This window comes from Streptomyces sp. NPDC088747 (assembly GCF_044751025.1).
Taxonomy (GTDB): Bacteria; Actinomycetota; Actinomycetes; order Streptomycetales; family Streptomycetaceae; genus Streptomyces.
In genome coordinates this window covers 97,060-122,049 of the sequence record NZ_JBIVKZ010000005.1, presented here as the reverse complement: position 1 = coordinate 122,049, position 24,990 = coordinate 97,060, and the positions used below count along the sequence as shown (strand labels likewise).

The following is a 24,990-nucleotide window of genomic DNA, read 5'->3' as shown; positions in this document are numbered from 1 at the left end:
ACTGATTGAACTGACTGGTCAGTGCAAAAACTATCTCGAACCTTCGATCGAAGCAAAAGTGCAGGTCAGGACCGATTGTCAGTGGCATACCTCACGATGGACACATACGGCCACAGGGCCGTCACACAGACGACAGGAGGTTCGTCATGGCCAACTCATCCGCAGCCGCCCCCCACTGGCGCCGCGCCCCCGGCCCTGCCCCCTCACTGACCGGTCCGGCGAGCGACGTGCACCCGGTGCTCCGCCGGGCCACCGCCCCGCCCGCCGCCCTCGAACTGCTCGCCCAGGCCCACGCCGGACTCGACGAGGCGACGGCCCTCGAAACGCCGAACGAGCGATACGCGACGGCCCATCTGGCGGCCCTGCGCACCGCCGCCGCCGTCCTCGCCGCGCGGGGGCGCCCCGAGCCCACCGCCCGACGCAGGGCGCGCATCCGGAGCGCCTGGGAGGTGCTCCCCGAGATCGCGCCCGAACTCGCCGAGTGGAGCGCGCTGTTCGCCTCCGGAGCGACCCGCCGCGCCCGCGCCGAGGCGGGCATACAGGGAGCGGCACGCAGCCGCGACGCCGACGACCTGATACGCGACGTGGAGATGTTCCTGCGCCTCGTCGAGCGGATGCTGGTGCTTCAGCCCGTGCTGCCCCAGCCGAGGCAGGAAGGAGACCACCAGGTCCCGGACGCCGGCTGACCGGTACGGGGGCCGCCACCGCCGTTCCCTGCGGTGAGCCGCGCGGTCCGCCGAACCGGGGCCGAGGACGCCGGAGCCGGTCGGCCGGGAGCCCCGCGCCGCCCACTAGGGTGGAGGCGCCTGAAGCCTTCCGGCCCGAGACGGGGACCGGCGGGCCCCCTGATCGCTCCGCCGCGCAAGAGGCGGTGCCGCGCCGAGGAGTCAACTTCCGTGTCGGACCCGATGCGCCCCCGCGCTTCTCTCCGTACCGCCGTGGTCTGGGAGGTCCTCAAGGACGCCCTGGACCGCCGGGTCAAGGCCACCGGCCGGGAGTCCCTGGACGTCCTCGACACCGGGGGCGGCAGCGGCAACTTCGCGGTGCCCGTCGCCCGGCTCGGCCACCGCGTCACCGTGGTGGACCCCAGCCCGAACGCGTTGTTCGCGCTGGAGCGCCGGGCCGCCGAGGCCTCGGTCGCCGACCGGGTGCACGGCGTCCAGGGCGACGCGCACGGCCTCTTCGACGTCGTCGAGCGCGGTGGCTACGACGCGGTGCTGTGCCACGGAGTCCTGGAGTACGTGGACGACCCGGCCCAGGGTGTCCGCAACGTGGTGGACGCGCTGCGCCCCGAAGGTGTCCTCAGCCTTCTGGCCGCCGGCCTCGGCGGAGCGGTGCTGGCCCGCGCCCTCGCCGGGCACTTCACGGAGGCCAAACGGGCGCTGGAGGACCCGGACGGACGCTGGGGCGAGGGTGATCCCGTACCCCACCGCTTCACCGCCGAGCAGCTCACCGCGCTCGTGGAGGGCGCGGGCCTGAACGTCGCCGCCGTACACGGTGTGCGGATCTTCGCCGACCTGGTCCCCGGAGTCCTGGTGGACACCGAGCCCGGGGCGCTGGAAGGACTGCTGAAACTGGAGGCGGCGGCGGCCGAACTCGCCGCCTTCCACTCCGTCGCGACGCAGCTTCATGTGCTCGGTGAGACGCCGGGGACCGGTGGGGCGTGAGTCGTCCACCGTGGTGCACCGCTGATCAGGGACTTGGCTGCACATGGAGTACGCCACAGGCCCCCCGATCGGGCGCTCGGCGCCGTATGATCGGGGGAGACCGTTCGGCATGAGAGGCCGGTCGCTGGGGAATGTACGCCTCAGTGGATCCGGATGACATGGCGGCTTCCGGTCGGCGAATTGGCGTAGAGGGGCGGGTTTCACGGGGGCGATTCCCTGCCTATCCTGAAGGGGACCCCCGGTCGCCCCGGCGACTGCACGATGAGGAGGACTCCGTGCCGCTCTCGGAGCACGAGCAGCGAATGCTCGAGCAGATGGAGCGAGCGCTGTACGCCGAAGATCCCAAGTTCGCGACAGCGCTTGAGGGAAGCGGGCTGCGTACGTACACCCGGCGACGGGTGTATCAGGCGGTCGCGGGCTTCCTGGTGGGTATCGCGCTCCTCATGGCCGGAATGGTCACGGTGCAGATCTGGCTGAGCGTGGTGGGTTTCCTCGTCATGCTGGGCTGCGCTGTGCTCGCTGTCACCGGTTGGCGCAAGGCCCCCAAACCGGGTGAACAGCCGACCGCCCCAGGCGCGCCGGCCTCACGCGGTCAAGGCCGACAGCGCCGCTCCATGATGGACCGCATCGAACAACGCTGGCAGCGCCGCCGCGACGAACAGGGCCAGTAGCCCTTCAGGCGCCGCAGCCGCAGACATTCCGTGAGGGGGTGTCCACCACACCAGGTGGACACCCCCTCACGCACGCCCTGATTCCGGCCGCCCTGGATCCGGCCGCCCTGGATCCGGCCATCTTGATTCAGGCCACCCTGAACCGGAGTGCGGCGAAGCCGAGAGCTCGGGGGAGTGAGCGGCGCGCGGTGCCGATACCTCGTGAGCGCAGCGGTGCTGGTGGCCCGCCACCGCGGGCCTGTCTCCGTCGGGGTGAGCGTCCGCCGGGGTGACTCGCCACCGTCGGCGCCAACCGCGAACGGCCCCCACCCCAGCCGGGGAGAGGGCCGCACGCAGGTGCTCGACTCAGCTGTGCTGGCCCGCCGAGGGGCGGTGGACCAGGGTCTCCCACCGGGCCGCGAGGCTCCGGGTCAGGGCCGTCCAGCGGTCCGAGGCCGCCCACGCCACCCGGATGGCCGAGCGAGGGGCGAGGAGTGCGCGGAGACGGGCAGGGCGGCTCGCCGAGGCGTGGAAGGAGCCCGCGATCTGACGGGCGTCTTCCGCGAGGCCCGGCGTGGCACGCGGATTCGGCGCGTAGAGCACCTGCTCCACGGCCGCCGCCAGCCGGTGCACCGCGTCCTGGGCCGCCGGATCGAGCTGCCCGATACGGACTATCCGCGCGGCGGCCTTGCGGGGCGTCAGCGAATCGTCCGGCTCGATGCCGTGGTCCCACGCCGTATCGGTCACTTCCAGCCAGGCACCCAGCGTGTACACCGGGACGTCCGCCTCGGTGCGTCCGTGCCCGCCGAGCCGCAGGGACCTTATCCGCATGCGCCACAGCATCGGCAACAGCGGCACACCCAGCACCAGGAGCCCGGCCAGAGCCAGCCCCAGGATCTGGAGCCACGGCAGGCCGTCGTCGTCCGAGCCGACCGCGGCCAGCGCCGACTCGCTCGCGCAGGCTTCGAGCTTCCGCTCCTGCGTCGTGCAGCTCTCGCTGGCCGACGCCTCGGCGGAAGGTGCCGTGGACGCCGACTCCGTCGGCTGCGGCACGGCCGGCACGTCCGTACCGGACGTCTCCGGCTGGGTGTAATCCGGAACCGAGCCGCGGTTCGGGGTCGGCTCGAAGCGCGTCCAGCCCACTCCCTCGAAGTACAGCTCGGGCCAGGCGTGCGCGTCCTTCAGCCCCACCGTCATCGAACCGTCGGGCTGCGCGGAGCCGGGCGTGAATCCCACCGCGACACGGGCCGGTATGCCCAGCGTGCGGGCCATCGCGGCCATCGCGAAGGAGAAGTGGACGCAGAAGCCCTCCCTGTCCTTCAGGAAGCGCGCGATCGCCGCGGAGCCGCTGCCGACCTGCACCTCCGTGTCGTAGGTGAATCCGCCGCTCACCGCGAAGAAGTCCTGGAGCTTGACCGCCTGCTCGTAGTGGTTGGCGGAGCCCGCCGTGACCTCCGCCGCCGTGTCGGCCACGACCGAGGGCAGCGAGTCGGGCACCTCGGTGAACTCGCGCTTCAGGGCCGGATCCGGCTCGGGCGCGTCCGCGAGCTGCTCCGCCGTCGGCTGCACGAGCAGGCTCGTCACCTCGTACCGCACGCCCCGGGTGTTCTGCCCGTGGTCGCCCACGAGGGTGCGGCCCACCGGCTCGTACCGCCAGCTGCCGCCGATCTCGACCTCGCTGGCCGGGTAGGGCATCGGGAGCCAGTCCTGCGCGTACCAGTCGGCCGCCGAGACGCGGGTCCTGATCGTGCTGCGCTGGACGTCGCCCCCGAGGCCGATGGGCGAGGGGAACGTGTCCGGCACGTCGACGATGTGCCGCTGGGCCGGCTTCCAGGCCGTCCCGTCGAAGTCGTCCAGGGAGACGATCCGCAGATACATGTCCTGGGTGTCTTCGGAGTTGGTGCGGTAGGACATGACCTCGCGGTCCTCGTCCACGTTCAGGCTGTCGCGGAGCGAGACCAGCGGGTTCACCGCGGAGATCGTGCCGCCGCCACCGGAGCCCGAACCGACGCCGCCACCCGCGGCGTCCAGCAGGCCGCCGTCGAGGGAGGGCAGGGCGAGCGGCACCACCAGCGCGATGCCCAGGGCGACCGCGCCGATGCGCCGTCCGGTGCGGACGGGCGCGACGGCGACGTCCGGGGCCTCGGGGCCCGCCGCGCGGGAAGCTCCGCCGAAGACACGGCCCCACTGTGAGAGCCGGTCGCGGCCCTCGGCGAGCAGGAGGAGCAGATAGCCGACGGCCGCGAGCAGGAACCACAGCCAGGCGGCACCGCCGCCGGACAGCCCCGCCGCGACCGAGTACAGCGCGAGCAGCGGGAGTCCGGCCGGAGCCGCGCTGCGGAACGTCACCGCGAGGGCGTCCACCGCCAGCCCGATCACCAGGACGCCGCCGACCAGCATCAGCCGGATGCCGTCGGACAGCGGCGCCGGGATCGCGAACCGCCCGACATCGTCACCGCCGGCCTGGAGCAGCATCCCGAACCGGTCGAACGCCTCGGGCCCGGGGATGATCCCGAGGAAGGCCTGTTCCCTGGCGAAGACCAGCGTCAGCAGCAGCAGCGTCACCAACGCCTGCGCCGCCACGGTCAGCGGCCTGGCCAGCGGAACCCGCCGGGTCAGCGCGCCCACACCGGACTGGATCGACAGCAGGAACGCCGCCTGGAAGAGCCAGGTGGCCGGATCGACCAGCGGCAGCAGCGCACACGCGGCCATCAGGGTGGCCGCCGCCGCGAACACCGCCAGTCGCGCACGCCCGCTCACGCACCACCACCCCCAGTCGTTCCCGTCGACGCCACACCCGTGCGCTGCCGGTCCGCCTCACGCCACAGGTCGGCCATTCCCGCCCCCCGCGGCACTCGCACGGCCGTCCAGCCCGCCTCGCGCAGCATGCGCAGTTGATCCTCGCTGTTGTCCAACGGTCCGGGGACGTCGTTGGGTTCCCGCATCCACGCCTCGCTGTCCAGCAGGAAGGCGACGGCCCCGCCGCTGCGCTGGCGCATCTTGGCGAGCACCGTGGCCTGTTCCTCGTCCAGGTCGCCGAGGAAGGCGATCAGCAGCCCTTCGTTGCCGCCGCGCAGCACGTCGTACGCGCGGGACAGCCCTGTGCCGTCCGAGTGGTCGACGACGGCGAGGGTGTCCATCATCAGCCCGGCCGCGTCCGCCGACTCCTGGCTCGCGCCCGTGAACCCGTCCGCGCCCTCACCGGGCACCGAGCTGCCGGTGTCGGTCAACAGCCGTACCGAGAAGCCCCGTTCGAGCATGTGCACCAGGGAGGACGCCGCGCCCGACACCGCCCACTCGAAGGCCGAGTCCGGGCCCGCGCCGTCGTAGGCGATGCCGCGGGTGTCGAGCAGCACCGTGCAGCGGGAGCGCTGTGGCTGCTCCTCGCGGCGGACCATCAACTCGCCGTAGCGCGCGGTCAGGCGCCAGTGCACCCGGCGCAGATCGTCGCCGTAGCGGTAGCCACGCGGGATGATGTCGTCCTCGCCCGCCAGGGCCAGCGAGCGCTGCCTTCCGTCGCCGTACCCCTTCGCCTCGCCGGTCAGCCGTACCGGCGGCAGCGGCTCCACGCGCGGGATGACCGTCAGGGTGTCGTACGTCGAGAAGGAACGCGTCAGTTCGCACATTCCGAAGGGGTCCGTGAGCCGCAGTTGCAGCGGGCCCAGAGGGTAGCGGCCGCGCAGGTCCGAGCGGACTCGGTAGGACACCTCGCGGCGGCCGCCCGCCTCCACCCGGTCCAGGACGAAGCGGGGCCGCGGACCGAGCACGTACGGCACCCGGTCCTGGAGCATCAGCAGTCCGGTGGGCAGCCGCGAGACGTTGTCCATCCGCAGGTGCACCCGGGCCTCCGAGCCGGCGGGGACACGCGCGGGGGCGAGCCTGCGGCTGCCGGAGACCCGGTAGCGGGTGCGGTAGAGCACGGTCGCGCAGACCAGGGGGAGGGTCGCGAGGAGCAGGCCGACCCGGAGCAGGTCGCTCTGTCCCAGGACGTACGCGCAGATCGCGGCCGCGATTCCGGCGGCCAGGAAGGAGCGCCCCCGGGTGGTGAGCCCGGCGAGCGCTGTGCGTACCCCGCCCTTGTCCTCCTCGGCGGTGTACCCCGTCCCTCCTTGCGTCATCCAAGCCTCCGCGGCGGCTGCTGGCCGTAGGCCGTCGCACCGCGGCCCACCGTGAAGCCGGGCTGCTGCTGGGGCGCGGCCGGAACGGCGGTGCGCTGGAGGATCTCCTGGACGACCTGCTCGGCAGTGCGCCGGTTCAACTGGGCCTGTGCCGTGGGCAGCAGACGGTGGGCCAGGACCGCCACGGCGAGTGCCTGGATGTCGTCCGGCAGTGCGTAGTCCCGGCCGCTGAGGGCGGCTGACGCCTTCGCGGCGCGCAACAGGTGCAGCGTGGCGCGCGGCGAGGCGCCGAGTCTGAGATCGGGGTGCGTGCGCGTGGCCCCGACCAGCTCCACCGCGTACCGCCGTACCGCGTCGGCGACGTGGACGCTGCGGACCGCGTCGATCAGCTTCACGATCTCGTGCGCGTGCGCCACCGGCTGGAGGTCGTCCAGGGGGTTGACCCCGCCGTGGATGTCCAGCATCTGCAACTCGGCCTCCGCGCTGGGATAGCCGATGGAGACGCGGGCCATGAAACGGTCGCGCTGGGCCTCGGGCAGCGGGTAGGTGCCCTCCATCTCCACGGGGTTCTGCGTGGCCACCACCATGAAGGGGCTGGGCAGTTCGTAGGTGGTCCCGTCGATGGTGACCTGGCGCTCCTCCATCGACTCCAGGAGTGCCGACTGGGTCTTGGGCGAGGCGCGGTTGATCTCGTCGCCGATCACGATCTGCGCGAAGATCGCGCCAGGCTTGAACTCGAAGTCCCGGCGCTGCTGGTCCCAGATGGACACACCTGTGATGTCCGAGGGCAGCAGGTCGGGCGTGAACTGAATACGGCGCACCGAGCAGTCGATGGACTGCGCCAGCGCCTTGGCGAGCATGGTCTTGCCCACGCCCGGAACATCCTCGATCAGAAGATGGCCCTCGGCGAGCAGCACGGTCAGCGAAAGCCGTACGACCTCAGGCTTGCCCTCGATCACCCCTTCCACCGAACTGCGGACACGCTCCACAGTGGCGGTCAGATCCGTAAGGCTCGCTCGATCGTCATAGGTCGTCACCCGGCCCTCCTCGGCCCTTTCGCGGGCCGACGCCCTGTGCGGACCGGCCCACCTCGAAACACGGACACCACGCGGGAAAAGTTCCGCGTGACGCCACAACCGCATTCTTGTTGCCGTTACCGGTTCGTGTCATCCGCCTGTGGATAACTGGCCGCGATATGTCTGTCTTGTGACTCTTTAGGGATCGAAGGGTCATGATTTTTTAGTGAAGAGAGAGTCCCACGGGGGTTCCGGCGGCCGTCGCCGGGGCCGGTGGCGGGGTCAGGCCGGGTCGATCTCGCGCAGCAGACCGGTCGTGACGTCGAAGACGAAGCCCCGCACGTCGTCCGTGTGCAGCAGGAACGGAGAGGTGCGCACGCGCTGCATCGACTGCCGTACGTCCTGCTCGACGTCCCGGAAGGCCTCGACCGCCCAGGCGGGGCGCTGGCCGACCTCCATCTCCAGGTCGTGCCGGAACTCCTCGGTGAGCGACTCCAGGCCGCAGCCCGTGTGGTGGATGAGGGCGACGCTGCGGGTGCCGAGTGCCCGCTGGCTGATCGTGAGGGAGCGGATCACGTCGTCGGTGACCACGCCGCCGGCGTTGCGGATGGTGTGGCAGTCGCCCAGCTCAAGGCCGAGGGCGGCGTGCAGGTCGAGCCGCGCGTCCATGCACGCGACCACCGCGACGTGCAGGACGGGGCGGGCGTCCATCCCCGGATCGGCGAACGCGGCGGCGTACCGCTGGTTCGCCGCGACGAGGCCGTCGGTGACGGTGCTGCCGTCGCGGGATATGGCGCCTTCGGGCTCGGTGGGCACGGATGCGGAGGTCGTCATACCTATGACGGTACTGGTCACCCGGGAAGCGGTCCTGTCGTGAGAAGGGACAAAGAACGCCATCGTGGCTTGTTGTGAGGTAACCCACACGGGCGGTGCCGCCTCGCCCATATGGGTTGTTCTTTCCGATTTACGGCTTCATCGGGAGCGGGACTCACGACGCGCATGCCGGTTGATTGACCGTGAGACACCGTGGACTAAAGTGACGCGAAGCGGGAGGCGAGGCCCTCCCTGCTGGACTGTTTTCCCCGGAAACCCGGCGATCCACCGGCGTTTCCCCACGTGCGCGGCGCGTACGTACGGCTCGGCCTCCTCCCGTTCCCGGTCGGCTGACGCCAGTGTCCCGGCGTCGGCGGGCCTCCCCTTCTCCGGGGTCCCCCCAGCGTTCGCTGGGGGAGGGCGGGGACCCGGCGGTGCGTACGGCCACGCCGGATCTGAGAGGGCCCCTTGAGCCAGAGTCGACACGTCCCGGTGATGCTCCAGCGGTGCCTGGACATGTTGGCCCCGGCCCTGACCGGGCCCGGCGCCGTCGTCGTCGACTGCACCCTGGGACTCGGCGGCCACAGCGAGGCGCTCCTCACCCGCTTCCCCGAGGCCCGGCTCGTGGCCCTGGACCGTGACAAGGAGGCGCTGCGCCTCTCCGGGGAGCGGCTCGCCCCCTTCGGTGACCGCGCCACCCTCGTGCACGCCGTCTACGACGAACTCCCCGACGTACTCGACCGCCTCGGCACCCCCCGCGTCCAGGGCGTCCTGTTCGACCTCGGCGTCTCCTCCATGCAACTCGACGAGGCGGACCGCGGGTTCGCGTACGCCCAGGACGCTCCGCTCGACATGCGCATGGACCAGACGACCGGCATGAGCGCGGCCGAGGTACTCAACACCTACCCGCCGGGCGAACTGGTGCGGATCCTGCGGGCGTACGGCGAGGAGAAGCAGGCCAAGCGGATCGTGTCCGCGGTCGTGCGCGAACGCGACAAGGAGCCCTTCAGCAACAGCGCCCGGCTCGTCGAGCTGATCCGCGACTCGCTGCCCCAGGCCGCCAAGCGCACCGGCGGAAACCCCGCCAAGCGCACCTTCCAGGCGCTGCGCATCGAGGTCAACGGCGAACTCAGCGTCCTGGAGAAGGCGATTCCGGCAGCCGTACAGGCGCTCGCGCTCGACGGGCGGATCGCCGTCCTGTCGTACCACTCGCTGGAGGACCGGCTGGTGAAGCAGGTGTTCGCGGCCGGCGCCGCCAACACGGCGCCGCCCGGCCTGCCGGTCGTACCGGAGCGCTACCAGCCCCGGCTCAAGCTGCTCACGCGCGGTGCCGAACTTCCCACCGAGGAAGAGGTCGCCGAGAACCGGCGGGCGGCTCCCGCCCGGCTGCGCGGTGCCCAGCGCATCCGGGAGGAAGCCGAGTGAGGCGCGGGGAGAGGGAGGGCGAGTGAGTCGGAAACCCGAACCCACAGGGAGGGCGCGTGCGTAGGAAACCCGAACTGAGAGGGCGGGCGGCCCGGCTCGCCCGGCTTCTCCCGGCCGGTGCCGGAACAGCCGCCCGTACTCCCTTCGTCCTGCTGGTGGTGCTGCTGCTCGGCGGCGGCCTCATCGGTCTCCTCGTGCTGAACTCCGCGATCAGCGCCGGGTCTTTCCAGCTCGACGACCTGCAGAAGGACACCAAGACGCTCACCGACGAGGAACAGGCGCTCCAGCGGGACGTGGACGCCTACGCGGCCCCCGACGCCCTCCAGCTCCGGGCCCGCGAACTGGGCATGGTCCCCGGCGGCGACCCGGCGTTCCTCGGCCCGGACGGCAGCGTCAAGGGCGTCCCCGGAGCGGCCGCCGGGCAGTCCGCCGCGTACCGGCCGGTGATGCGCCCGCCCGAGGCGCTCGCCCCCGGACCGGGCCCGACCCCCGTTCCGACCGTGCCCCCGGCGCCTGCCCCGGAGCCGACGCCTTCCGTGGCAGCCACCACCGAACAGCCCTCCATCCCGTCCGCGCAGCTCCCCACGATCCCCGGCAGGTGACGGAAGTGTCCGACAGGGAACCGCCGCGCCGCCGAGTGCCCGGCCCCGCCAGGCCCGTACGTCCCCAAGGCCGACGACGCCCGGGGCCAGGGGCCCGCCCACCGCGCCGCCCCGCCTCGTCGAGGCCGAGCGGCCCCCGTGTCATCCGCCTCGGCAGCCCGCGCCCCCGGCTCCGCATGGTCAGCCTCGCGCTGACCCTGGTGATGATCGCCTTCGTCGTACGGCTGCTCCAGGTGCAGGCCGTGGACGCGAGCACCTATGTCGCCAAGGCCGAGCAGAACCGGTACGTGGGGCGCACGCTCGCCGCCGAGCGCGGCGGGATCACGGACCGCAACGGCGTCGAACTGGCGGCCAGCGTGGACGCGTACGACATCACGGCCGACCCCACCCTGTTCACCGAGAAGGCCACGAAGACGAAGGACGCGCCCGAACAGGCCGCGGCGCTGCTCGCCCCGATCCTCGGCCAGGACGTGGACAAGGTCGCCAAGAAGCTGAGGACGAAGAACACCCGCTACACCCTGCTGGCCAACCGCCAGACCCCCCAGGTCTGGAAGCAGATCAAGGACCTGAGGAACACGCTCGCGGCCAAGGCCGAGACCGACCCGGGCACGGTCAACGTCCTCGGAGGCATCGTCGCGGTCCCCGCCAGCAAGCGCGTGTACCCGAACGGCGATCTGGCCGCCGGGATACTGGGCTGGGTCAACGCCGACGGCAAGGGCGGCGGCGGTCTCGAGCAGGCGCTGAACAAGGAACTGGCGGGCAAGGACGGCGAGATCCGCTACGCGCAGTCCGGCGGCCTCCAGGTCCCCACCGCGGGTTCCACCGAGACGCCCGCCGTGGCCGGCTCCGACTTCGAGCTGACCATCGACCGCGACATCCAGTGGGCCGCGCAGAACGCCATCTCCGAGCAGGTGAGGAAGTCCCAGGCGGACAGCGGGTACGTGATAGTGCAGGACACGCGGACCGGCGAGATCCTCGCCATGGCCAACTCGCCCGGCTTCGACCCGAACGACCTCTCCGAGGCCGACCCGGCGGCCCTCGGCAACGCGGCCGTCCAGGACGCCTACGAGCCCGGTTCCACCGCCAAGGTCATGTCGATGGCCGCCGTACTGGAGGAGAACGTCGCCACGCCAGCCACGCACGTGGTCGTGCCCAACCGGCTCCAGCGGGGCGACCGCCTCTTCCAGGACGACATCGACCACCCGACCTGGAACCTGACGCTCAACGGCGTGCTCGCCAAGTCCAGCAACATCGGCACCATCCTGGCGACCGGACAGCTCGGCAAGACACAGAAGCAGGCCAACCAGGTCCTCTACTCGTATCTGCGCAAGTTCGGCATCGGCGGCTACACCGGGCTGGGCTTCCCCGGTGAGACGAAGGGCATCCTCGCCGCACCGCAGGACTGGTCGACCTCGCAGCAGTACACGATTCCTTTCGGCCAGGGCGTGTCCATCAACGCGCTCCAGGCGGCCTCCGTCTACTCGACGATCGCCAACGGCGGAGTGCGCGTCGAACCCACGCTGGTGCGCGGCACGAAGGGGGCCGACGGCCGCTTCACACCCGCCGCCGAACCGAAGAAGACCAGGGTCGTCAGCCAGAAGACGGCGAAGACCCTCGCCCAGATGCTGGAGTCCGTCGTCGACGACGAACAGGGCACCGGTACCAAGGCGCGCATTCCCGGCTACCGCGTCGCGGGCAAGACGGGTACGGCCAACCGCGTGGATCCGGCCACCGGCAAGTACAACGGCTACACGTCGTCGTTCGCCGGGTTCGCACCCGCCGACAACCCCCGGATCACCGTGTACTGCGCCATCCAGAACGCCACCAAGGGCAGCTACTTCGGCGGCCAGATCTGCGGGCCCATCTACAAGGAGGTGATGGAGTTCGCCCTGAAGACCCTTCAGGTACCGCCCACCGGGGCCGAGGCCGCGAATCTCCCCGTGACCTTCACGCCCTGATCAGCACGGAAACAAGCCAGGAACAGCTCGTGACAACGATCACCCCCGATCCCGGGAACCACGCCGTGCCGCACCTCCCGCCGGACGGCCCGTCCACGCCCTCACTTCGCTCCGGCGGGGGTGCGCCCGGTACGCTCACCGCCGTGCCAGACGCTGATCAGTCCCAAACCACCCAGAAGGGCGTTCCTGTGACATATCCGGGGCCGCCACGACCGGTTCAGAACTCCGCCACCCCGCTGGCGGAACTCGCCGATCAGCTCGGTGTCGACGCGCCGGGGAGCGCCGCCGGAGAGGTCACGGGGATCACCCATGACTCCCGCGCCGTGCGCCCCGGCGATCTGTACGCCGCGCTGCCGGGCGCCCGACTGCACGGCTCCGACTTCGTCACGCAGGCGGCGGGCCTCGGTGCCGTCGCCGTGCTGACGGACCCGACCGGCGCCGAACGCGCCGCGGCCACCGGCCTGCCGGTCCTCGTCGTCGAGGACCCGCGCGGCCGGATGGGCGAGCTGGCGGCCACGATCTACGGCCACCCCGGACGCGACCTGCTCCAGATCGGCATCACCGGGACCTCCGGCAAGACCACCACGGCCTATCTCGTCGAGGGCGGGCTGCGGACGGTCCGCTCCACCGGCCTGATCGGCACCGTCGAGATGCGGATCGGCGACGAGCGCATCAAGTCGGAGCGCACGACGCCCGAAGCCACCGACCTCCAGGCGCTGTTCGCGGTCATGCGCGAACGCGGGGTCGAGGCGGTCGCCATGGAGGTCTCCAGCCACGCCCTGGTCCTCGGCCGGGTCGACGCCTGCGTCTTCGACATCGCCGTCTTCACCAACCTCAGCCCGGAACACATGGAGTTCCACTCCGACATGGAGGACTACTTCCGGGCCAAGGCGCAGCTGTTCACGCCGGAACGCAGCAAGCTCGCCGTGGTCAACGTCGACGACGAGTACGGGCGCCGGCTGGCCAAGGAGGCCACCGTCCCGGTCGTCACCTTCTCCGCGGAGGGCCACCCCGACGCCGACTGGCGCGCCGAGGACGTCGAAGTGGGCCCCATGGACTCGACGTTCACCGCCATCGGCCCCAAGGGCGAGCGGATCACCGCCAGGTCGCCGCTCGCCGGCCCCTTCAACGTGGCGAACTCGCTCGCCGCGCTGGTCTCCCTCGCCGTGGCCGGCCTCGACCCGCAGACCGCCGCCGACGGCATCGCCGCCGTACCGGGCGTACCGGGCCGGCTGGAGCGCGTGGACGCGGGCCAGCCCTATCTGGCGGTGGTCGACTACGCGCACAAGACGGACGCCGTCGAATCGGTGCTGCGCGCGCTGCGCAAGGTGACGACCGGTCACCTGCACGTGGTGCTCGGCTGCGGCGGCGACCGCGACACGACGAAGCGGATGCCGATGGGTGCCGCCGTCGCGCGCCTCGCCGACACCGCCGTACTGACCTCCGACAACCCCCGCTCCGAGGATCCCCTCGCGATCCTCGCCACGATGCTCGCGGGGGCGGCGGAGGTGCCGGCGCACGAGCGCGGTGAGGTCCAGGTCTTCGAGGACCGGGCCGCCGCCATCGCCGCCGCCGTCGCCCGCGCGCGGCCGGGCGACACCGTCCTGGTCGCGGGCAAGGGCCACGAGCAGGGCCAGGACATCGCCGGGGTGGTGCGTCCCTTCGACGACCGCCAGGTGCTTCGCGCAGCTATCCAGAAGACCCAGGGATGAACTTGTGATCGCCCTCTCCCTCGCCGAGATCGCAGCAGTCGTCGGCGGGCAGACCCACGACATACCGGATCCGGCGGTACAGGTCACCGGACCCGTCGTCATCGACTCCCGAAAGGTGGAGGACGGCAGCCTCTTCGCCGCCTTCGCGGGCGAACGCGTGGACGGCCACGACTTCGCCCGGGCGGTCGTCGAGGCGGGCGCGGTGGCCGTACTGGCCTCCCGGCCCGTCGGTGTCCCCGCGATCGTCGTGACGGACGTCCAGCGGGCCCTCGGCGCCCTCGCGCGCCATGTCGTCGAACGGCTCGGCGCGACCCTCGTCGCCCTCACCGGCTCGGCGGGCAAGACCAGCACCAAGGACCTCATCGCGCAGGTACTGCGCGGCAAGGCGCCGACGGTCTTCACGCCGGGCTCCTTCAACAACGAGATCGGCCTGCCGCTCACCGCGCTCAGCGCCACCGAGGACACCCGTTTCCTCGTGCTGGAGATGGGCGCCCGGGGCATCGGCCACATCCGCTACCTGACGGAGCTCACCCCGCCGCGCGTCGGCCTCGTCCTCAACGTCGGGACCGCCCACATCGGCGAGTTCGGCGGACGCGAGCAGATCGCCCAGGCGAAGGGCGAGTTGGTCGAGAACCTGCCCGAGGACGGCGCCGCGATCCTCAACGCCGACGATCCCCTCGTACGCGCCATGGCATCCCGCACGAAGGCGCGTGTGATTCTCTTCGGAGAGTCCGACGAAGCGGACGTACGTGCCGAGAACGTCCGTCTCACGGAGAGCGGACAGCCCGCCTTCAGCCTTCGCACACCCTCCGGGTGCAGTGACGTGACCATGCGCCTGTACGGTGAGCACCACGTGTCGAACGCGCTCGCCGCGGCCGCCGTCGCCCATGAGCTGGGCATGTCCGCAGACGAGATCGCCGGTGCGCTCTCCGAGGCGGGCACCCTCTCCCGCTGGCGGATGGAGGTCACCGAGCGCCCGGACGGCGTGACGGTCGTCAACGACGCCTACAACGCGAACCCCGAGTCCATGCGAGCCGCCCTGCGCGCGCTCGTGGCCATGGGCGGAGGGCGTCGTACGTGGGCGGTGCTCGGTCAGATGGCCGAGCTCGGGGACGAGGCGCTCGCCGAGCACGACGCGGTCGGGCGGCTCGCCGTCCGACTCAACGTCAGCAAGCTCGTCGCGGTCGGGGGCAGGGAAGCGTCCTGGCTCCAACTGGGCGCATATAACGAGGGTTCGTGGGGTGAGGAGTCGGTGCACGTGTCCGACGCACAGGCGGCTGTCGACCTGTTGCGCAGTGAACTGCGCCCGGGGGACGTCGTGCTCGTGAAGGCGTCCCGGTCGGTCGGTCTCGAACGGGTGGCGCTCGCGCTGCTCGAAAGCGGCACCGAGGGTGAGGTTGCCGCCCGATGATGAAGCAGATCCTGTTCGCAGGAGTCATTGGCCTCTTCCTGACCCTGATCGGCACTCCGCTGCTGATCAAGCTGCTGGCCCGCAAGGGCTACGGCCAGTACATCCGCGACGACGGCCCGCGCGAGCACCACCACAAGCGCGGTACGCCGACCATGGGTGGTATCGCCTTCATCCTGGCGACGGTCATCGCGTACTTCATGTCCAAGGTGATCACGGGCTACGCGCCGACCTTCTCGGGTCTGCTGGTGCTCGGCCTGATGGCGGGCATGGGCCTGGTCGGCTTCCTGGACGACTACATCAAGATCGTCAAGCGGCGCTCGCTCGGTCTGCGGGCCAAGGCGAAGATGGCCGGCCAGTTGATCGTCGGTATCGCCTTCGCGGTGCTGGCCCTCCAGTTCGCCGACAACCGCGGCAACACCCCGGCGTCCACGAAGCTCTCCTTCGTCCAGGACTTCGGCTGGTCCATCGGCCCGGTGCTGTTCGTGGTCTGGGCGCTGTTCATGATCCTGGCCATGTCCAACGGCGTGAACCTGACGGACGGTCTGGACGGCCTGGCCACCGGCGCCGCGACGATGGTGTTCGGCGCCTACACCTTCATCGGTGTCTGGCAGTTCCAGGAGTCCTGTGCCAACGCGCAGACCCTCACCAACCCAGGCGCCTGCTACGAGGTGCGGGATCCACTGGACCTCGCGGTCGTCGCCTCGGCCCTGATGGGCGCCTGCTTCGGCTTCCTGTGGTGGAACACCTCGCCGGCCAAGATCTTCATGGGTGACACCGGTTCGCTGGCCCTCGGCGGCGCGCTCGCCGGTCTGGCGATCTGCTCCCGCACGGAGATCCTGGTCGCCCTGCTCGGCGGCCTGTTCGTCCTCATCACCATGTCGGTGGTCATCCAGGTCGGCTCCTTCAAGATGACCGGGAAACGTGTCTTCCGCATGGCGCCACTCCAACACCACTTCGAACTAAAGGGGTGGTCCGAAGTCCTTGTCGTGGTCCGCTTCTGGATCATCCAGGGCATGTGCGTGATCGTCGGTCTCGGCCTCTTCTACGCAGGATGGGCAGCCAAGAAGTGACCAACTGGCAGGGCAGGAACGTCACCGTCGCCGGTCTCGGCGTCTCCGGGATCCCGGCGGCCAGGGCGCTCCACGGCCTCGGCGCGGTCGTCACCGTCGTCAACGACGGCGACGACGACCGCTCCCGGGCCCAGGCGGCGGAACTGGCGGCGCTCGGGATCACCGTGCGCCTCGGAGACGGCGCCACCCTGCCGGAGGGCACCGACCTCATCGTCACGGCGCCCGGCTGGAAGCCCGACAAGCCGCTGTTCACCGCGGCCGCCGAGGCCGGCGTCCCGGTGTGGGGGGACGTCGAACTGGCCTGGCGGCTCAGGGGCCGCGACGGTAGAGAAGCAGCCCCCTGGCTGGCGGTCACCGGCACCAACGGCAAGACCACCACCGTCCAGATGCTCGCCTCGATCCTGAAAGCCGCGGGGCTGCGCACGGCGGCCGTCGGCAACATCGGGGTCTCGCTGCTCGACGCGGTCCTCGGCGAGGAGACGTACGACGTCCTCGCGGTGGAACTGTCCAGCTACCAGCTCCACTGGGCGCCCTCCCTGCGCGCCCACTCCGCCGCCGTGCTGAACCTCGCCCCCGACCACCTCGACTGGCACGGCTCCATGGAGGCGTATGCCGCCGACAAGGGCCGTGTCTACGAGGGCAATCGGGTCGCCTGTGTCTACAACGTGGCCGACAAGGCCACCGAGGAACTGGTGCGCGAGGCGGACGTCGAGGAGGGCTGCCGGGCGATCGGCTTCACCCTCGGCGCGCCCGGACCCTCCCAACTCGGTGTCGTGGACGGCATCCTGGTCGACCGCGCCTTCGTCGACAACCGGCAGAAGAACGCCCAGGAGCTGGCGGAGGTGTCGGACGTGAATCCGCCCGCACCGCACAACATCGCCAACGCGCTTGCGGCGGCGGCCCTGGCGCGCGCCTTCGGGGTGCCCCCCGTGGCCGTACGGGACGGTCTGCGGGCCTTCCGGCCGGACGCCCACCGCATCGCGCACGTCGCCGACGTGGCCGGCGTCTCCTACGTCGACGACTCCAAGGCCACCAACACCCATGCGGCGGAAGCCTCTTTGGCCGCCTACGAGTCGATCGTCTGGATCGCGGGCGGTCTCGCCAAGGGCGCGGCCTTCGACGAACTGGTCGCCAAGTCGGCAGAGCGGCTCCGGGGCGTGGTGCTGATCGGCGCCGACCGGGCCCTCATCCGGGAAGCGCTCACGCGACACGCGCCGGAAGTACCGGTCGTCGACCTCGGCCGGACCGACACTGGGGCGATGCTCGCGGCGGTCCAGGAGGCGCGAGGGCTCGCGAAGGCGGGCGACACGGTGCTGCTGGCGCCGGCTTGCGCTTCCATGGATATGTTCGCCAACTACAACAAGCGCGGTGACGCTTTCGCGGAAGCGGTTCGCGAACTCGGCGCCGCGAGCGCCTGACGGCGGGCTCTGCCGCTGACCCGGGCGCCCGGGACCCTTGGGAGCGACGCGTGACGCCATCGTGGTCGGTGTATCTCCGGCGGACTGCCGCCGGTGGCACGACGCTGTGCCTGACTGTCCCGCCCCGCCGCGACAGGGGCCGATGATGCCCGGCAGCCGCACCGGCCGCCCCCCGGTCCAGCGGGCCCCGAGACGGCCCCTCGCCGCCCGGCCGCCGCACGACAACCCCGTACGCACCTTCTACGTACGCGTCCGCAAAGCCTGGGACCGGCCGCTGACCGCGTACTACCTCATCCTCGGCGGCAGCCTGCTGATCACCGTGCTAGGCCTGGTGATGGTCTACTCGGCCTCCCAGATCACGGCGTTGCAGCTGTCGCTGCCGGGCTCCTACTTCTTCCAGAAGCAGTTCCTGGCGGCCTGCATCGGAGGCGTGCTGATGCTCGCCGCCTCGCGGATGCCGGTACGGCTGCACCGGGCGCTGGCGTACCCGATCCTGGCCGGCTCCGTCTTCCTGATGATCCTCGTGCAGGTGCCGGGGATAGGAGTGGCGGTCAACGGCAACCAGAACTGGATCTCCGTCGGCGGCCCCTTCCAGCTCCAGCCGAGCGAGTTCGGCAAGCTCGCGCTCGTGCTGTGGGGCGCGGACCTGCTCGCCCGCAAACAGGACAAGCGGCTGCTGACGCAGTGGAAGCACATGCTGGTGCCGCTGGTCCCGGTCGCCTTCATGCTGCTCGGGCTGATCATGCTCGGCGGCGACATGGGCACCGCGATCATCCTCACGGCCATCCTCTTCGGGCTGCTGTGGCTGGCCGGAGCGCCCACCCGGCTCTTCGCGGGCGTGCTCTCCATCGCCCTGACGCTCGGCTTCATCCTCATCAAGACCAGCCCGAACCGGATGGCCAGGCTCGCCTGCATCGGCGCTACCGACCCCGGCCCGAACGACCAGTGCTGGCAGGCGGTGCACGGCATCTACGCCCTGGCCTCCGGCGGGCTCTTCGGGTCAGGCCTCGGCGCCAGCGTGGAAAAATGGGGCCAACTGCCCGAAGCGCACACGGACTTCATCTTCGCCATCACCGGGGAGGAACTGGGCCTGGCGGGGACACTGTCGGTGCTCGCCCTCTTCGCGGCTCTAGGCTATGCGGGTATCCGCGTGGCCGGACGCACGGAGGACCCCTTCGTGAGGTATGCCGCGGGAGGCGTGACCACCTGGATCACGGCCCAGGCCGTGATCAACGTAGGTGCGGTGCTCGGTCTGCTGCCGATCGCCGGTGTCCCGCTCCCACTGTTCTCGTACGGGGGTTCCGCGCTGCTGCCGACCATGTTCGCCATCGGACTGCTGATCGCCTTCGCCCGCGAGGACCCCGCGGCACGGGCGGCGCTCGCGATGCGGCAACCCCGCTTTGGCAGAAAGCGGGCTGCGGTGAGAGGCTCCGCGGGGGAAAACGCGGGGCCTCGGAGATGGAACACAATGCGACGGCGTGCCTCGGCGGCGCGTTCGTCCGGAGAGCGGTGAATTAGGGTGCATGTCGTACTCGCCGGCGGGGGGACCGCCGGCCACATCGAGCCCGCGCTCGCCCTCGCGGACGCCCTGCGCAGGCAGGACCCGACCGTGGGAATCACGGCACTGGGCACGGAGCGCGGCCTTGAGACCCGACTCGTACCGGAGCGGGGCTACGACCTCGCGCTGATTCCCGCCGTCCCGCTGCCACGCAAGCCCACCCCCGAGCTGATCACCGTCCCGGGGCGGCTGCGCGGCACGATCAAGGCGGCGGAGCAGATCCTGGAGCGCAACAAGGCCGACGCGGTCGTCGGCTTCGGCGGCTACGTGGCGCTGCCCGGCTACCTCGCGGCCAAGCGCCTCGGGGTGCCGATCGTCATCCACGAGGCCAACGCCCGGCCGGGGCTGGCCAACAAGATCGGTTCGCGGTACGCGGCCCAGGTCGCCGTCTCCACCCCGGACAGCAAGCTCCGCGGCGCCCGCTACATCGGCATCCCGCTGCGCCGCTCCATCGCCACCCTCGACCGGGCCGCCGTACGCCCCGAGGCGCGCGCCGCCTTCGGGCTCGACCCCGCGCTGCCGACCCTGCTCGTCTCGGGCGGCTCCCAGGGCGCCCGGCACCTGAACGAGGTCATCGAGCGGGTCGCCCCGTACCTCCAGCAGGCCGGTATCCAGATCCTGCACGCGGTCGGCCCGAAGAACGAACTGCCGCAGGTGCACCAGATGCCGGGGATGCCCCCGTACATCCCGGTACCGTACGTGGACCGGATGGACCTCGCGTACGCCGCGGCCGACATGATGCTCTGCCGTGCGGGCGCGATGACCGTCGCCGAACTCTCCGCCGTCGGGCTCCCCGCCGCCTACGTCCCGCTGCCCATCGGCAACGGCGAACAGCGGCTGAACGCCCAGCCGGTGGTCAAGGCCGGCGGCGGACTGCTGGTCGACGACGCGGAACTGACGCCCGAGTGGATCCAGGGCAACGTCCTGCCCGTGCTCGGCGACCCGCACCGGTTGTACGAGATGTCCCGCGCCGCCAGCGAGTTCGGCCGCCGGGACGCCGACGACCTGCTCGTCGGCATGGTGTACGAGGCGATCGCCTCACGCCGTCACTAGGGACGCATGAGGGAAGGCAGGGAGCGTGGCCGGACCGACGACCGCCGAGCGCGGTGAACGGCAGAAGGTGGAATCCGGCCCGCCCCGGCCGCCCCGTGCCGGGCGGCTGCCCCGGCTTCGTACGCTCATCATCCTTTTGTTCGCGGCCGTGTTGCTCGGTGCCGCTTCGGTGTGGGTTCTCTACGGCTCGAACTGGCTGCGCGTGGAGCGGGTGTCGGCCTCCGGGATGCGGGTGCTGACGGATCAGCAGGTGCGGGACGCGGCCGGTGTTCCGGTCGGATCGCCGCTGATTTCCATCGACACCGACGCCATTGAGGAACGACTTCGCCGGAAATTGCCCCGAATTGACTCGGTTGACGTCACCCGTTCCTGGCCGCATGGAATCGGACTGAAAGTGACCGAGCGCACTCCGGTCCTGATTGAGAAAAAGGGCGGAAAGTTCGTCGAAGTGGACGCCGAGGGTGTGCGGTTCGCGACGGTTTCGGCCGCACCGCATGGCGTGCCCCTTCTGGAATTGACGGTGTCCCGGTCGGCGGGTCTGCGCCGCTTCGGAGCCGACCGGCTGGTGCGCGAGGCGGTGACCGTCGCCGGTGACATTCCGGCCGCCGTCGCCCGCGACACCCAGGTCGTCAAGGTCCTCTCGTACGACTCCATCTCGCTGGAGTTGAAGGGCGGCAGGACCGTCGACTGGGGGAGCGGCGAGAAGGGTGCGGCGAAGGCCCGTACGCTCTCCGCTCTCATGAAAGCGGCTCCCGGGGCGCGGCACTTCGACGTGAGTGTTCCCACCGCCCCTGCGTCATCAGGGAGTTGACGCACATCTGCGCAGGCCAGCACCCTGGTTGGCCGCCGCTACGGCTGATCACATAGGGTGAAAAGAAAAACGGGAGGTTCGGCGTGTTCGTTGAACGTGCGCCACTTGTCGACTTAGTGTCCTGTTCGGAAGAGTCCAAGGAACAGACACACTGGTAACCCTAAACTTCAACGTTAGGGTTCGGGTCGGCGTTCGGACCGTCCCATTCGGCATCAGTCGTCGGATCGCGAACACGCGAGGCGACGACACGTAACTCGAGGCGAGAGGCCTTCGACGTGGCAGCACCGCAGAACTACCTCGCAGTCATCAAAGTCATCGGTGTCGGCGGCGGTGGTGTCAATGCCATCAACCGGATGATCGAGGTCGGTCTCAAGGGCGTCGAGTTCATCGCCATCAACACCGACGCGCAAGCTCTGTTGATGAGCGACGCCGACGTCAAGCTCGACGTCGGCCGGGAACTCACCCGCGGACTCGGCGCCGGAGCCAACCCGGCCGTCGGCCGCAAGGCGGCGGAGGACCACCGCGAGGAGATCGAGGAGGTCCTCAAGGGGGCCGACATGGTCTTCGTGACGGCAGGCGAGGGCGGCGGCACCGGTACCGGTGGCGCACCCGTCGTCGCCAACATCGCCCGCTCGCTGGGCGCCCTCACCATCGGCGTGGTCACGCGCCCCTTCACCTTCGAAGGGCGCCGCCGGGCCAACCAGGCGGAGGACGGCATCGCCGAACTCCGCGAAGAGGTCGACACCCTCATCGTCATCCCGAACGACCGGCTGCTGTCCATCTCGGACCGCCAGGTCTCCGTCCTCGACGCCTTCAAGTCGGCGGACCAGGTCCTGTTGTCGGGTGTTCAGGGCATCACCGATCTCATCACCACGCCCGGTCTGATCAACCTCGACTTCGCCGACGTCAAGTCCGTGATGTCCGAGGCCGGTTCGGCGCTCATGGGCATCGGCTCGGCCCGCGGCGACGACCGCGCGGTGGCCGCCGCCGAGATGGCGATCTCCTCGCCGCTCCTGGAAGCCTCCATCGACGGCGCCCGCGGCGTGCTGCTCTCCATCTCCGGCGGTTCCGACCTCGGTCTCTTCGAGATCAACGAGGCCGCCCAGCTGGTGAGCGAGGCGGCGCACCCCGAGGCCAACATCATCTTCGGCGCGGTCATCGACGACGCGCTCGGCGACGAGGTGCGGGTCACCGTCATCGCCGCCGGCTTCGACGGAGGCCAGCCGCCGACCAAGCGGGACAACATCCTCGGCTCGTCCTCGGCCAAGCGCGAGGAGCCCACCCCGGTGCGGTCCTCCTCCGACAGCCGTCCGTCCTTCGGCTCGCTCGGCAGCGTCACCCCCAAGGAGACGCCGGCGCCCGCGCCGGAGCCGGTCAACGAGATCCCGGTCTCCCCGCCGGTCCCGCCGTCCCGGTCGTACTCGGACAGCGCGGCCGAAGAGCTGGACGTGCCGGACTTCCTGAAGTGATAGGACAGCGCTCCGGAACGAGCACGGCGAGCGGCGCGCACTTCGCCTTCACCGACAGGTGGGGCGGGGTGAGCGCCGTTCCGTACGAGGAGCTCAACCTCGGCGGAGCGGTCGGCGACGACCCCGACGCCGTACGGACCAATCGTGAACTGGCCGCCGAGTCGCTGGGTCTGGACCCGGCGCGCGTGGTCTGGATGAACCAGGTGCACGGCAAGGACGTCGCCGTGGTGGACGGGCCGTGGGGAGACCGGCCGGTGCCGGAGGTCGACGCGATCGTCACGGCCGAGCGGGGTCTCGCGCTCGCGGTGCTCACCGCCGACTGCACGCCCGTACTGCTCGCCGACCCCGTCGCCGAAGTCGTCGCCGCCGCTCACGCGGGACGCCCGGGCCTGGTGGCGGGGGTCGTCCCCGAAGCCGTACGGGCCATGGTGAATCTGGGCGCCGAGCCGTCCCGGATCGTCGTCCGCACCGGGCCCACGGTCTGCGGCCGCTGCTACGAGGTGCCGGAGGCGATGCGCGCCGAGGTCGCCGCCGTCGAACCCGCAACCTACGGCGAGACGAGTTGGGGCACCCCGGCGGTCGACGTGGTCGCCGGTGTGCACGCGCAGCTCGAACGGCTCGGGGTGCGCGACCGGGAGAAGTCGCCGGTATGCACCCTCGAGTCGACGGACCACTTCTCCTACCGTCGGGACCGCACCACCGGGCGGCTCGCGGGTTATGTCTGGCTGGACTGATAGGACATGACGGACCGTAAGGCTCAACTCGCTGAAAACCTGGCGAAAGTGGAAGAGCGCATCGCCGCGGCGTGTGTCGGCGCCGGGCGCAAGCGTGAAGAGGTGACCCTGATCGTGGTCACCAAGACCTACCCCGCCAGTGATGTGCGGATCCTGTCCGGACTCGGTGTGCGTCATGTCGCCGAGAACAAGGATCAGGACGCGGCACCCAAAGCGGCGGAATGCTCGGATCTGCCCCTCTCGTGGCACTTCGTCGGTCAGTTGCAGACCAACAAGGTGCGTTCCGTGGTCGGTTACGCGGATGTGGTGCAGTCCGTCGACCGTGCCAGGCTCGTCACGGCTCTCTCGAAGGAGGCGGTGCGGGCGGAGCGCGAGGTGGGGTGTCTCGTCCAGGTCGCGCTGGACGCGGAGGAGGGCGGCCGGGGGGAGCGCGGAGGCGTGGGGGTCGGCGGAATCGGGGAGTTGGCGGACCTCGTCGCGCGGGCTCCGGGTCTCCGGCTGGACGGGCTGATGACCGTCGCCCCGCTCACCGGAGCCTATGCCGGGCACCAACAGGCGGCGTTCGAGCGGCTGATGGATTTGTCGACTGCTATGCGCCGCACCCATCCGGCTGCGAACATGGTCTCGGCAGGTATGAGTACGGACCTTGAGCAAGCCGTTGCGGCCGGAGCGACACATGTTCGCGTCGGTACTGCGGTACTCGGAGTCCGACCCAGGCTCGGGTAACGTCGCCAAGAAGTCGGACCACAGCAGAAAATATGGTCATTACCGCCGAAGGCGGGCATAACGACCTCGTGGATCGCGGGCACTTGGCAACTCGTCAGCCGATCCACCACAGAGCGGAGGACTCAGAGCATGGCCGGCGCGATGCGCAAGATGGCGGTCTACCTCGGCCTCGTGGAGGACGATGGGTACGACGGCAGGGGCTTCGACCCCGATGACGACTTCGAGCCCGAGCTCGACCCGGAGCCCGAGCGGGACCGGCGGCGGCACGAGCCGTCTCACCAGTCACACCAGGCGCATCAGTCCCAACGGGACGAATCGGTACGAGTGGTGCAGCCTCCGGCGCCACGTGATCCGGTGCCGCATTCCTCTTCGCTGGCCGCGGAATCCCAGCGTCCGGCGCGGATCGCGCCCGTGGCATCCATCACACAAGAACGTCAGAGCATGGAGAAGAATGCCCCGGTGATCATGCCCAAGGTCGTGTCCGAACGAGAGCCTTACCGGATCACCACATTGCACCCCCGGACCTACAACGAGGCCCGTACCATCGGGGAACACTTCCGTGAGGGCACCCCGGTGATCATGAATCTGACTGAGATGGATGACACAGACGCGAAGCGACTTGTCGACTTTGCGGCCGGTTTGGTGTTTGGTCTCCACGGCAGCATCGAGCGGGTGACGCAGAAGGTGTTCCTGTTGTCGCCTGCTAACGTCGATGTCACGGCGGAGGACAAGGCCCGTATCGCAGAGGGCGGGTTCTTCAACCAGAGCTGAGACGCAGT

21 protein-coding genes are annotated in these 24,990 nt (G+C 70.5%); 17 read left to right on the top strand and 4 right to left on the bottom strand.

The window, feature by feature from the left end:
- Positions 1-146 precede the first annotated feature (146 nt).
- The 3 genes from ACIP79_RS13895 to ACIP79_RS13885 all read left to right on the top strand — a co-directional run bounded on the left by ACIP79_RS13895 (position 147) and on the right by ACIP79_RS13885 (position 2,338).
- On the top strand, positions 147-686 hold the full coding sequence (locus ACIP79_RS13895; protein ID WP_383681426.1) for an SAV_6107 family HEPN domain-containing protein: 540 nt from the start codon (positions 147-149) through the stop codon (positions 684-686).
- 210 nt (positions 687-896) lie between these two features.
- The gene (locus ACIP79_RS13890) at positions 897-1,667 is read left to right on the top strand and encodes a methyltransferase (protein WP_387180431.1); all 771 of its coding nucleotides are present in this window, start codon (positions 897-899) and stop codon (positions 1,665-1,667) included.
- Positions 1,668-1,942: 275 nt separating this feature from the next.
- The gene (locus tag ACIP79_RS13885) at positions 1,943-2,338 is read left to right on the top strand and encodes a DUF3040 domain-containing protein (RefSeq protein ID WP_383681429.1); all 396 of its coding nucleotides are present in this window, start codon (positions 1,943-1,945) and stop codon (positions 2,336-2,338) included.
- Between the two features lie 345 nt (positions 2,339-2,683).
- On the opposite strand, the gene ACIP79_RS13880 is transcribed toward ACIP79_RS13885, so the two are convergent.
- The 4 genes from ACIP79_RS13880 to ACIP79_RS13865 form a co-directional block, all read right to left on the bottom strand.
- On the bottom strand, positions 2,684-5,077 hold the full coding sequence (locus ACIP79_RS13880; RefSeq protein WP_401222881.1) for a DUF3488 and DUF4129 domain-containing transglutaminase family protein: 2,394 nt from the start codon (positions 5,075-5,077) through the stop codon (positions 2,684-2,686).
- A complete protein-coding gene (locus tag ACIP79_RS13875) occupies positions 5,074-6,435 on the bottom strand; it encodes a DUF58 domain-containing protein (RefSeq protein ID WP_383681433.1) in 1,362 nt (453 codons plus the stop codon). Before ACIP79_RS13875 ends, ACIP79_RS13880 begins: the two co-directional genes overlap by 4 nt.
- Positions 6,432-7,472, bottom strand: a complete 1,041-nt coding sequence (locus ACIP79_RS13870; RefSeq protein ID WP_387180441.1) for an AAA family ATPase — start codon at positions 7,470-7,472, stop codon at positions 6,432-6,434. Before ACIP79_RS13870 ends, ACIP79_RS13875 begins: the two co-directional genes overlap by 4 nt.
- A 261-nt stretch (positions 7,473-7,733) precedes the next feature.
- A complete protein-coding gene (locus tag ACIP79_RS13865) occupies positions 7,734-8,285 on the bottom strand; it encodes a beta-class carbonic anhydrase (RefSeq protein ID WP_401222878.1) in 552 nt (183 codons plus the stop codon).
- A gap of 447 nt (positions 8,286-8,732) precedes the next feature.
- Between ACIP79_RS13865 and rsmH the strand changes: the two genes are divergently transcribed.
- The 14 genes from rsmH to ACIP79_RS13795 all read left to right on the top strand — a co-directional run bounded on the left by rsmH (position 8,733) and on the right by ACIP79_RS13795 (position 24,982).
- The gene (rsmH, locus tag ACIP79_RS13860; protein ID WP_383681438.1) at positions 8,733-9,689 is read left to right on the top strand and encodes a 16S rRNA (cytosine(1402)-N(4))-methyltransferase RsmH; all 957 of its coding nucleotides are present in this window, start codon (positions 8,733-8,735) and stop codon (positions 9,687-9,689) included.
- Between the two features lie 56 nt (positions 9,690-9,745).
- Positions 9,746-10,291, top strand: a complete 546-nt coding sequence (locus ACIP79_RS13855; RefSeq protein WP_401222876.1) for a hypothetical protein — start codon at positions 9,746-9,748, stop codon at positions 10,289-10,291.
- 5 nt (positions 10,292-10,296) lie between these two features.
- The gene (locus ACIP79_RS13850) at positions 10,297-12,249 is read left to right on the top strand and encodes a peptidoglycan D,D-transpeptidase FtsI family protein (RefSeq protein WP_401222874.1); all 1,953 of its coding nucleotides are present in this window, start codon (positions 10,297-10,299) and stop codon (positions 12,247-12,249) included.
- A 188-nt stretch (positions 12,250-12,437) separates the two neighbouring features.
- A complete protein-coding gene (locus tag ACIP79_RS13845; protein ID WP_401223412.1) occupies positions 12,438-13,961 on the top strand; it encodes a UDP-N-acetylmuramoyl-L-alanyl-D-glutamate--2,6-diaminopimelate ligase in 1,524 nt (507 codons plus the stop codon).
- A 4-nt stretch (positions 13,962-13,965) separates the two neighbouring features.
- Positions 13,966-15,372, top strand: a complete 1,407-nt coding sequence (gene murF, locus ACIP79_RS13840) for a UDP-N-acetylmuramoyl-tripeptide--D-alanyl-D-alanine ligase (protein WP_401222872.1) — start codon at positions 13,966-13,968, stop codon at positions 15,370-15,372.
- Complete coding sequence (gene mraY / locus ACIP79_RS13835) at positions 15,369-16,442, top strand: phospho-N-acetylmuramoyl-pentapeptide-transferase (protein WP_401222870.1); 1,074 nt, start codon at positions 15,369-15,371, stop codon at positions 16,440-16,442. The genes murF and mraY overlap by 4 nt, the downstream gene beginning before the upstream one ends.
- The gene (gene murD / locus ACIP79_RS13830; RefSeq protein WP_401222868.1) at positions 16,424-17,860 is read left to right on the top strand and encodes a UDP-N-acetylmuramoyl-L-alanine--D-glutamate ligase; all 1,437 of its coding nucleotides are present in this window, start codon (positions 16,424-16,426) and stop codon (positions 17,858-17,860) included. The genes mraY and murD overlap by 19 nt, the downstream gene beginning before the upstream one ends.
- A gap of 145 nt (positions 17,861-18,005) precedes the next feature.
- Entirely contained in the window at positions 18,006-19,373 is a 1,368-nt protein-coding gene (gene ftsW / locus ACIP79_RS13825; RefSeq protein ID WP_401222866.1) for a putative lipid II flippase FtsW, read from the top strand.
- 6 nt (positions 19,374-19,379) lie between these two features.
- Positions 19,380-20,471, top strand: a complete 1,092-nt coding sequence (murG, locus tag ACIP79_RS13820; RefSeq protein ID WP_383681447.1) for an undecaprenyldiphospho-muramoylpentapeptide beta-N-acetylglucosaminyltransferase — start codon at positions 19,380-19,382, stop codon at positions 20,469-20,471.
- Positions 20,472-20,496: 25 nt separating this feature from the next.
- Complete coding sequence (locus tag ACIP79_RS13815; protein ID WP_401222864.1) at positions 20,497-21,282, top strand: cell division protein FtsQ/DivIB; 786 nt, start codon at positions 20,497-20,499, stop codon at positions 21,280-21,282.
- Positions 21,283-21,557: 275 nt separating this feature from the next.
- Positions 21,558-22,751, top strand: a complete 1,194-nt coding sequence (ftsZ, locus tag ACIP79_RS13810) for a cell division protein FtsZ (protein WP_387180452.1) — start codon at positions 21,558-21,560, stop codon at positions 22,749-22,751.
- Positions 22,748-23,485, top strand: a complete 738-nt coding sequence (gene pgeF / locus ACIP79_RS13805; protein WP_401222863.1) for a peptidoglycan editing factor PgeF — start codon at positions 22,748-22,750, stop codon at positions 23,483-23,485. Before ftsZ ends, pgeF begins: the two co-directional genes overlap by 4 nt.
- Positions 23,486-23,491: 6 nt before the next feature.
- Complete coding sequence (locus tag ACIP79_RS13800) at positions 23,492-24,211, top strand: YggS family pyridoxal phosphate-dependent enzyme (RefSeq protein ID WP_401222861.1); 720 nt, start codon at positions 23,492-23,494, stop codon at positions 24,209-24,211.
- 129 nt (positions 24,212-24,340) lie between these two features.
- Complete coding sequence (locus ACIP79_RS13795) at positions 24,341-24,982, top strand: cell division protein SepF (protein WP_383681456.1); 642 nt, start codon at positions 24,341-24,343, stop codon at positions 24,980-24,982.
- Positions 24,983-24,990 lie beyond the last annotated feature (8 nt).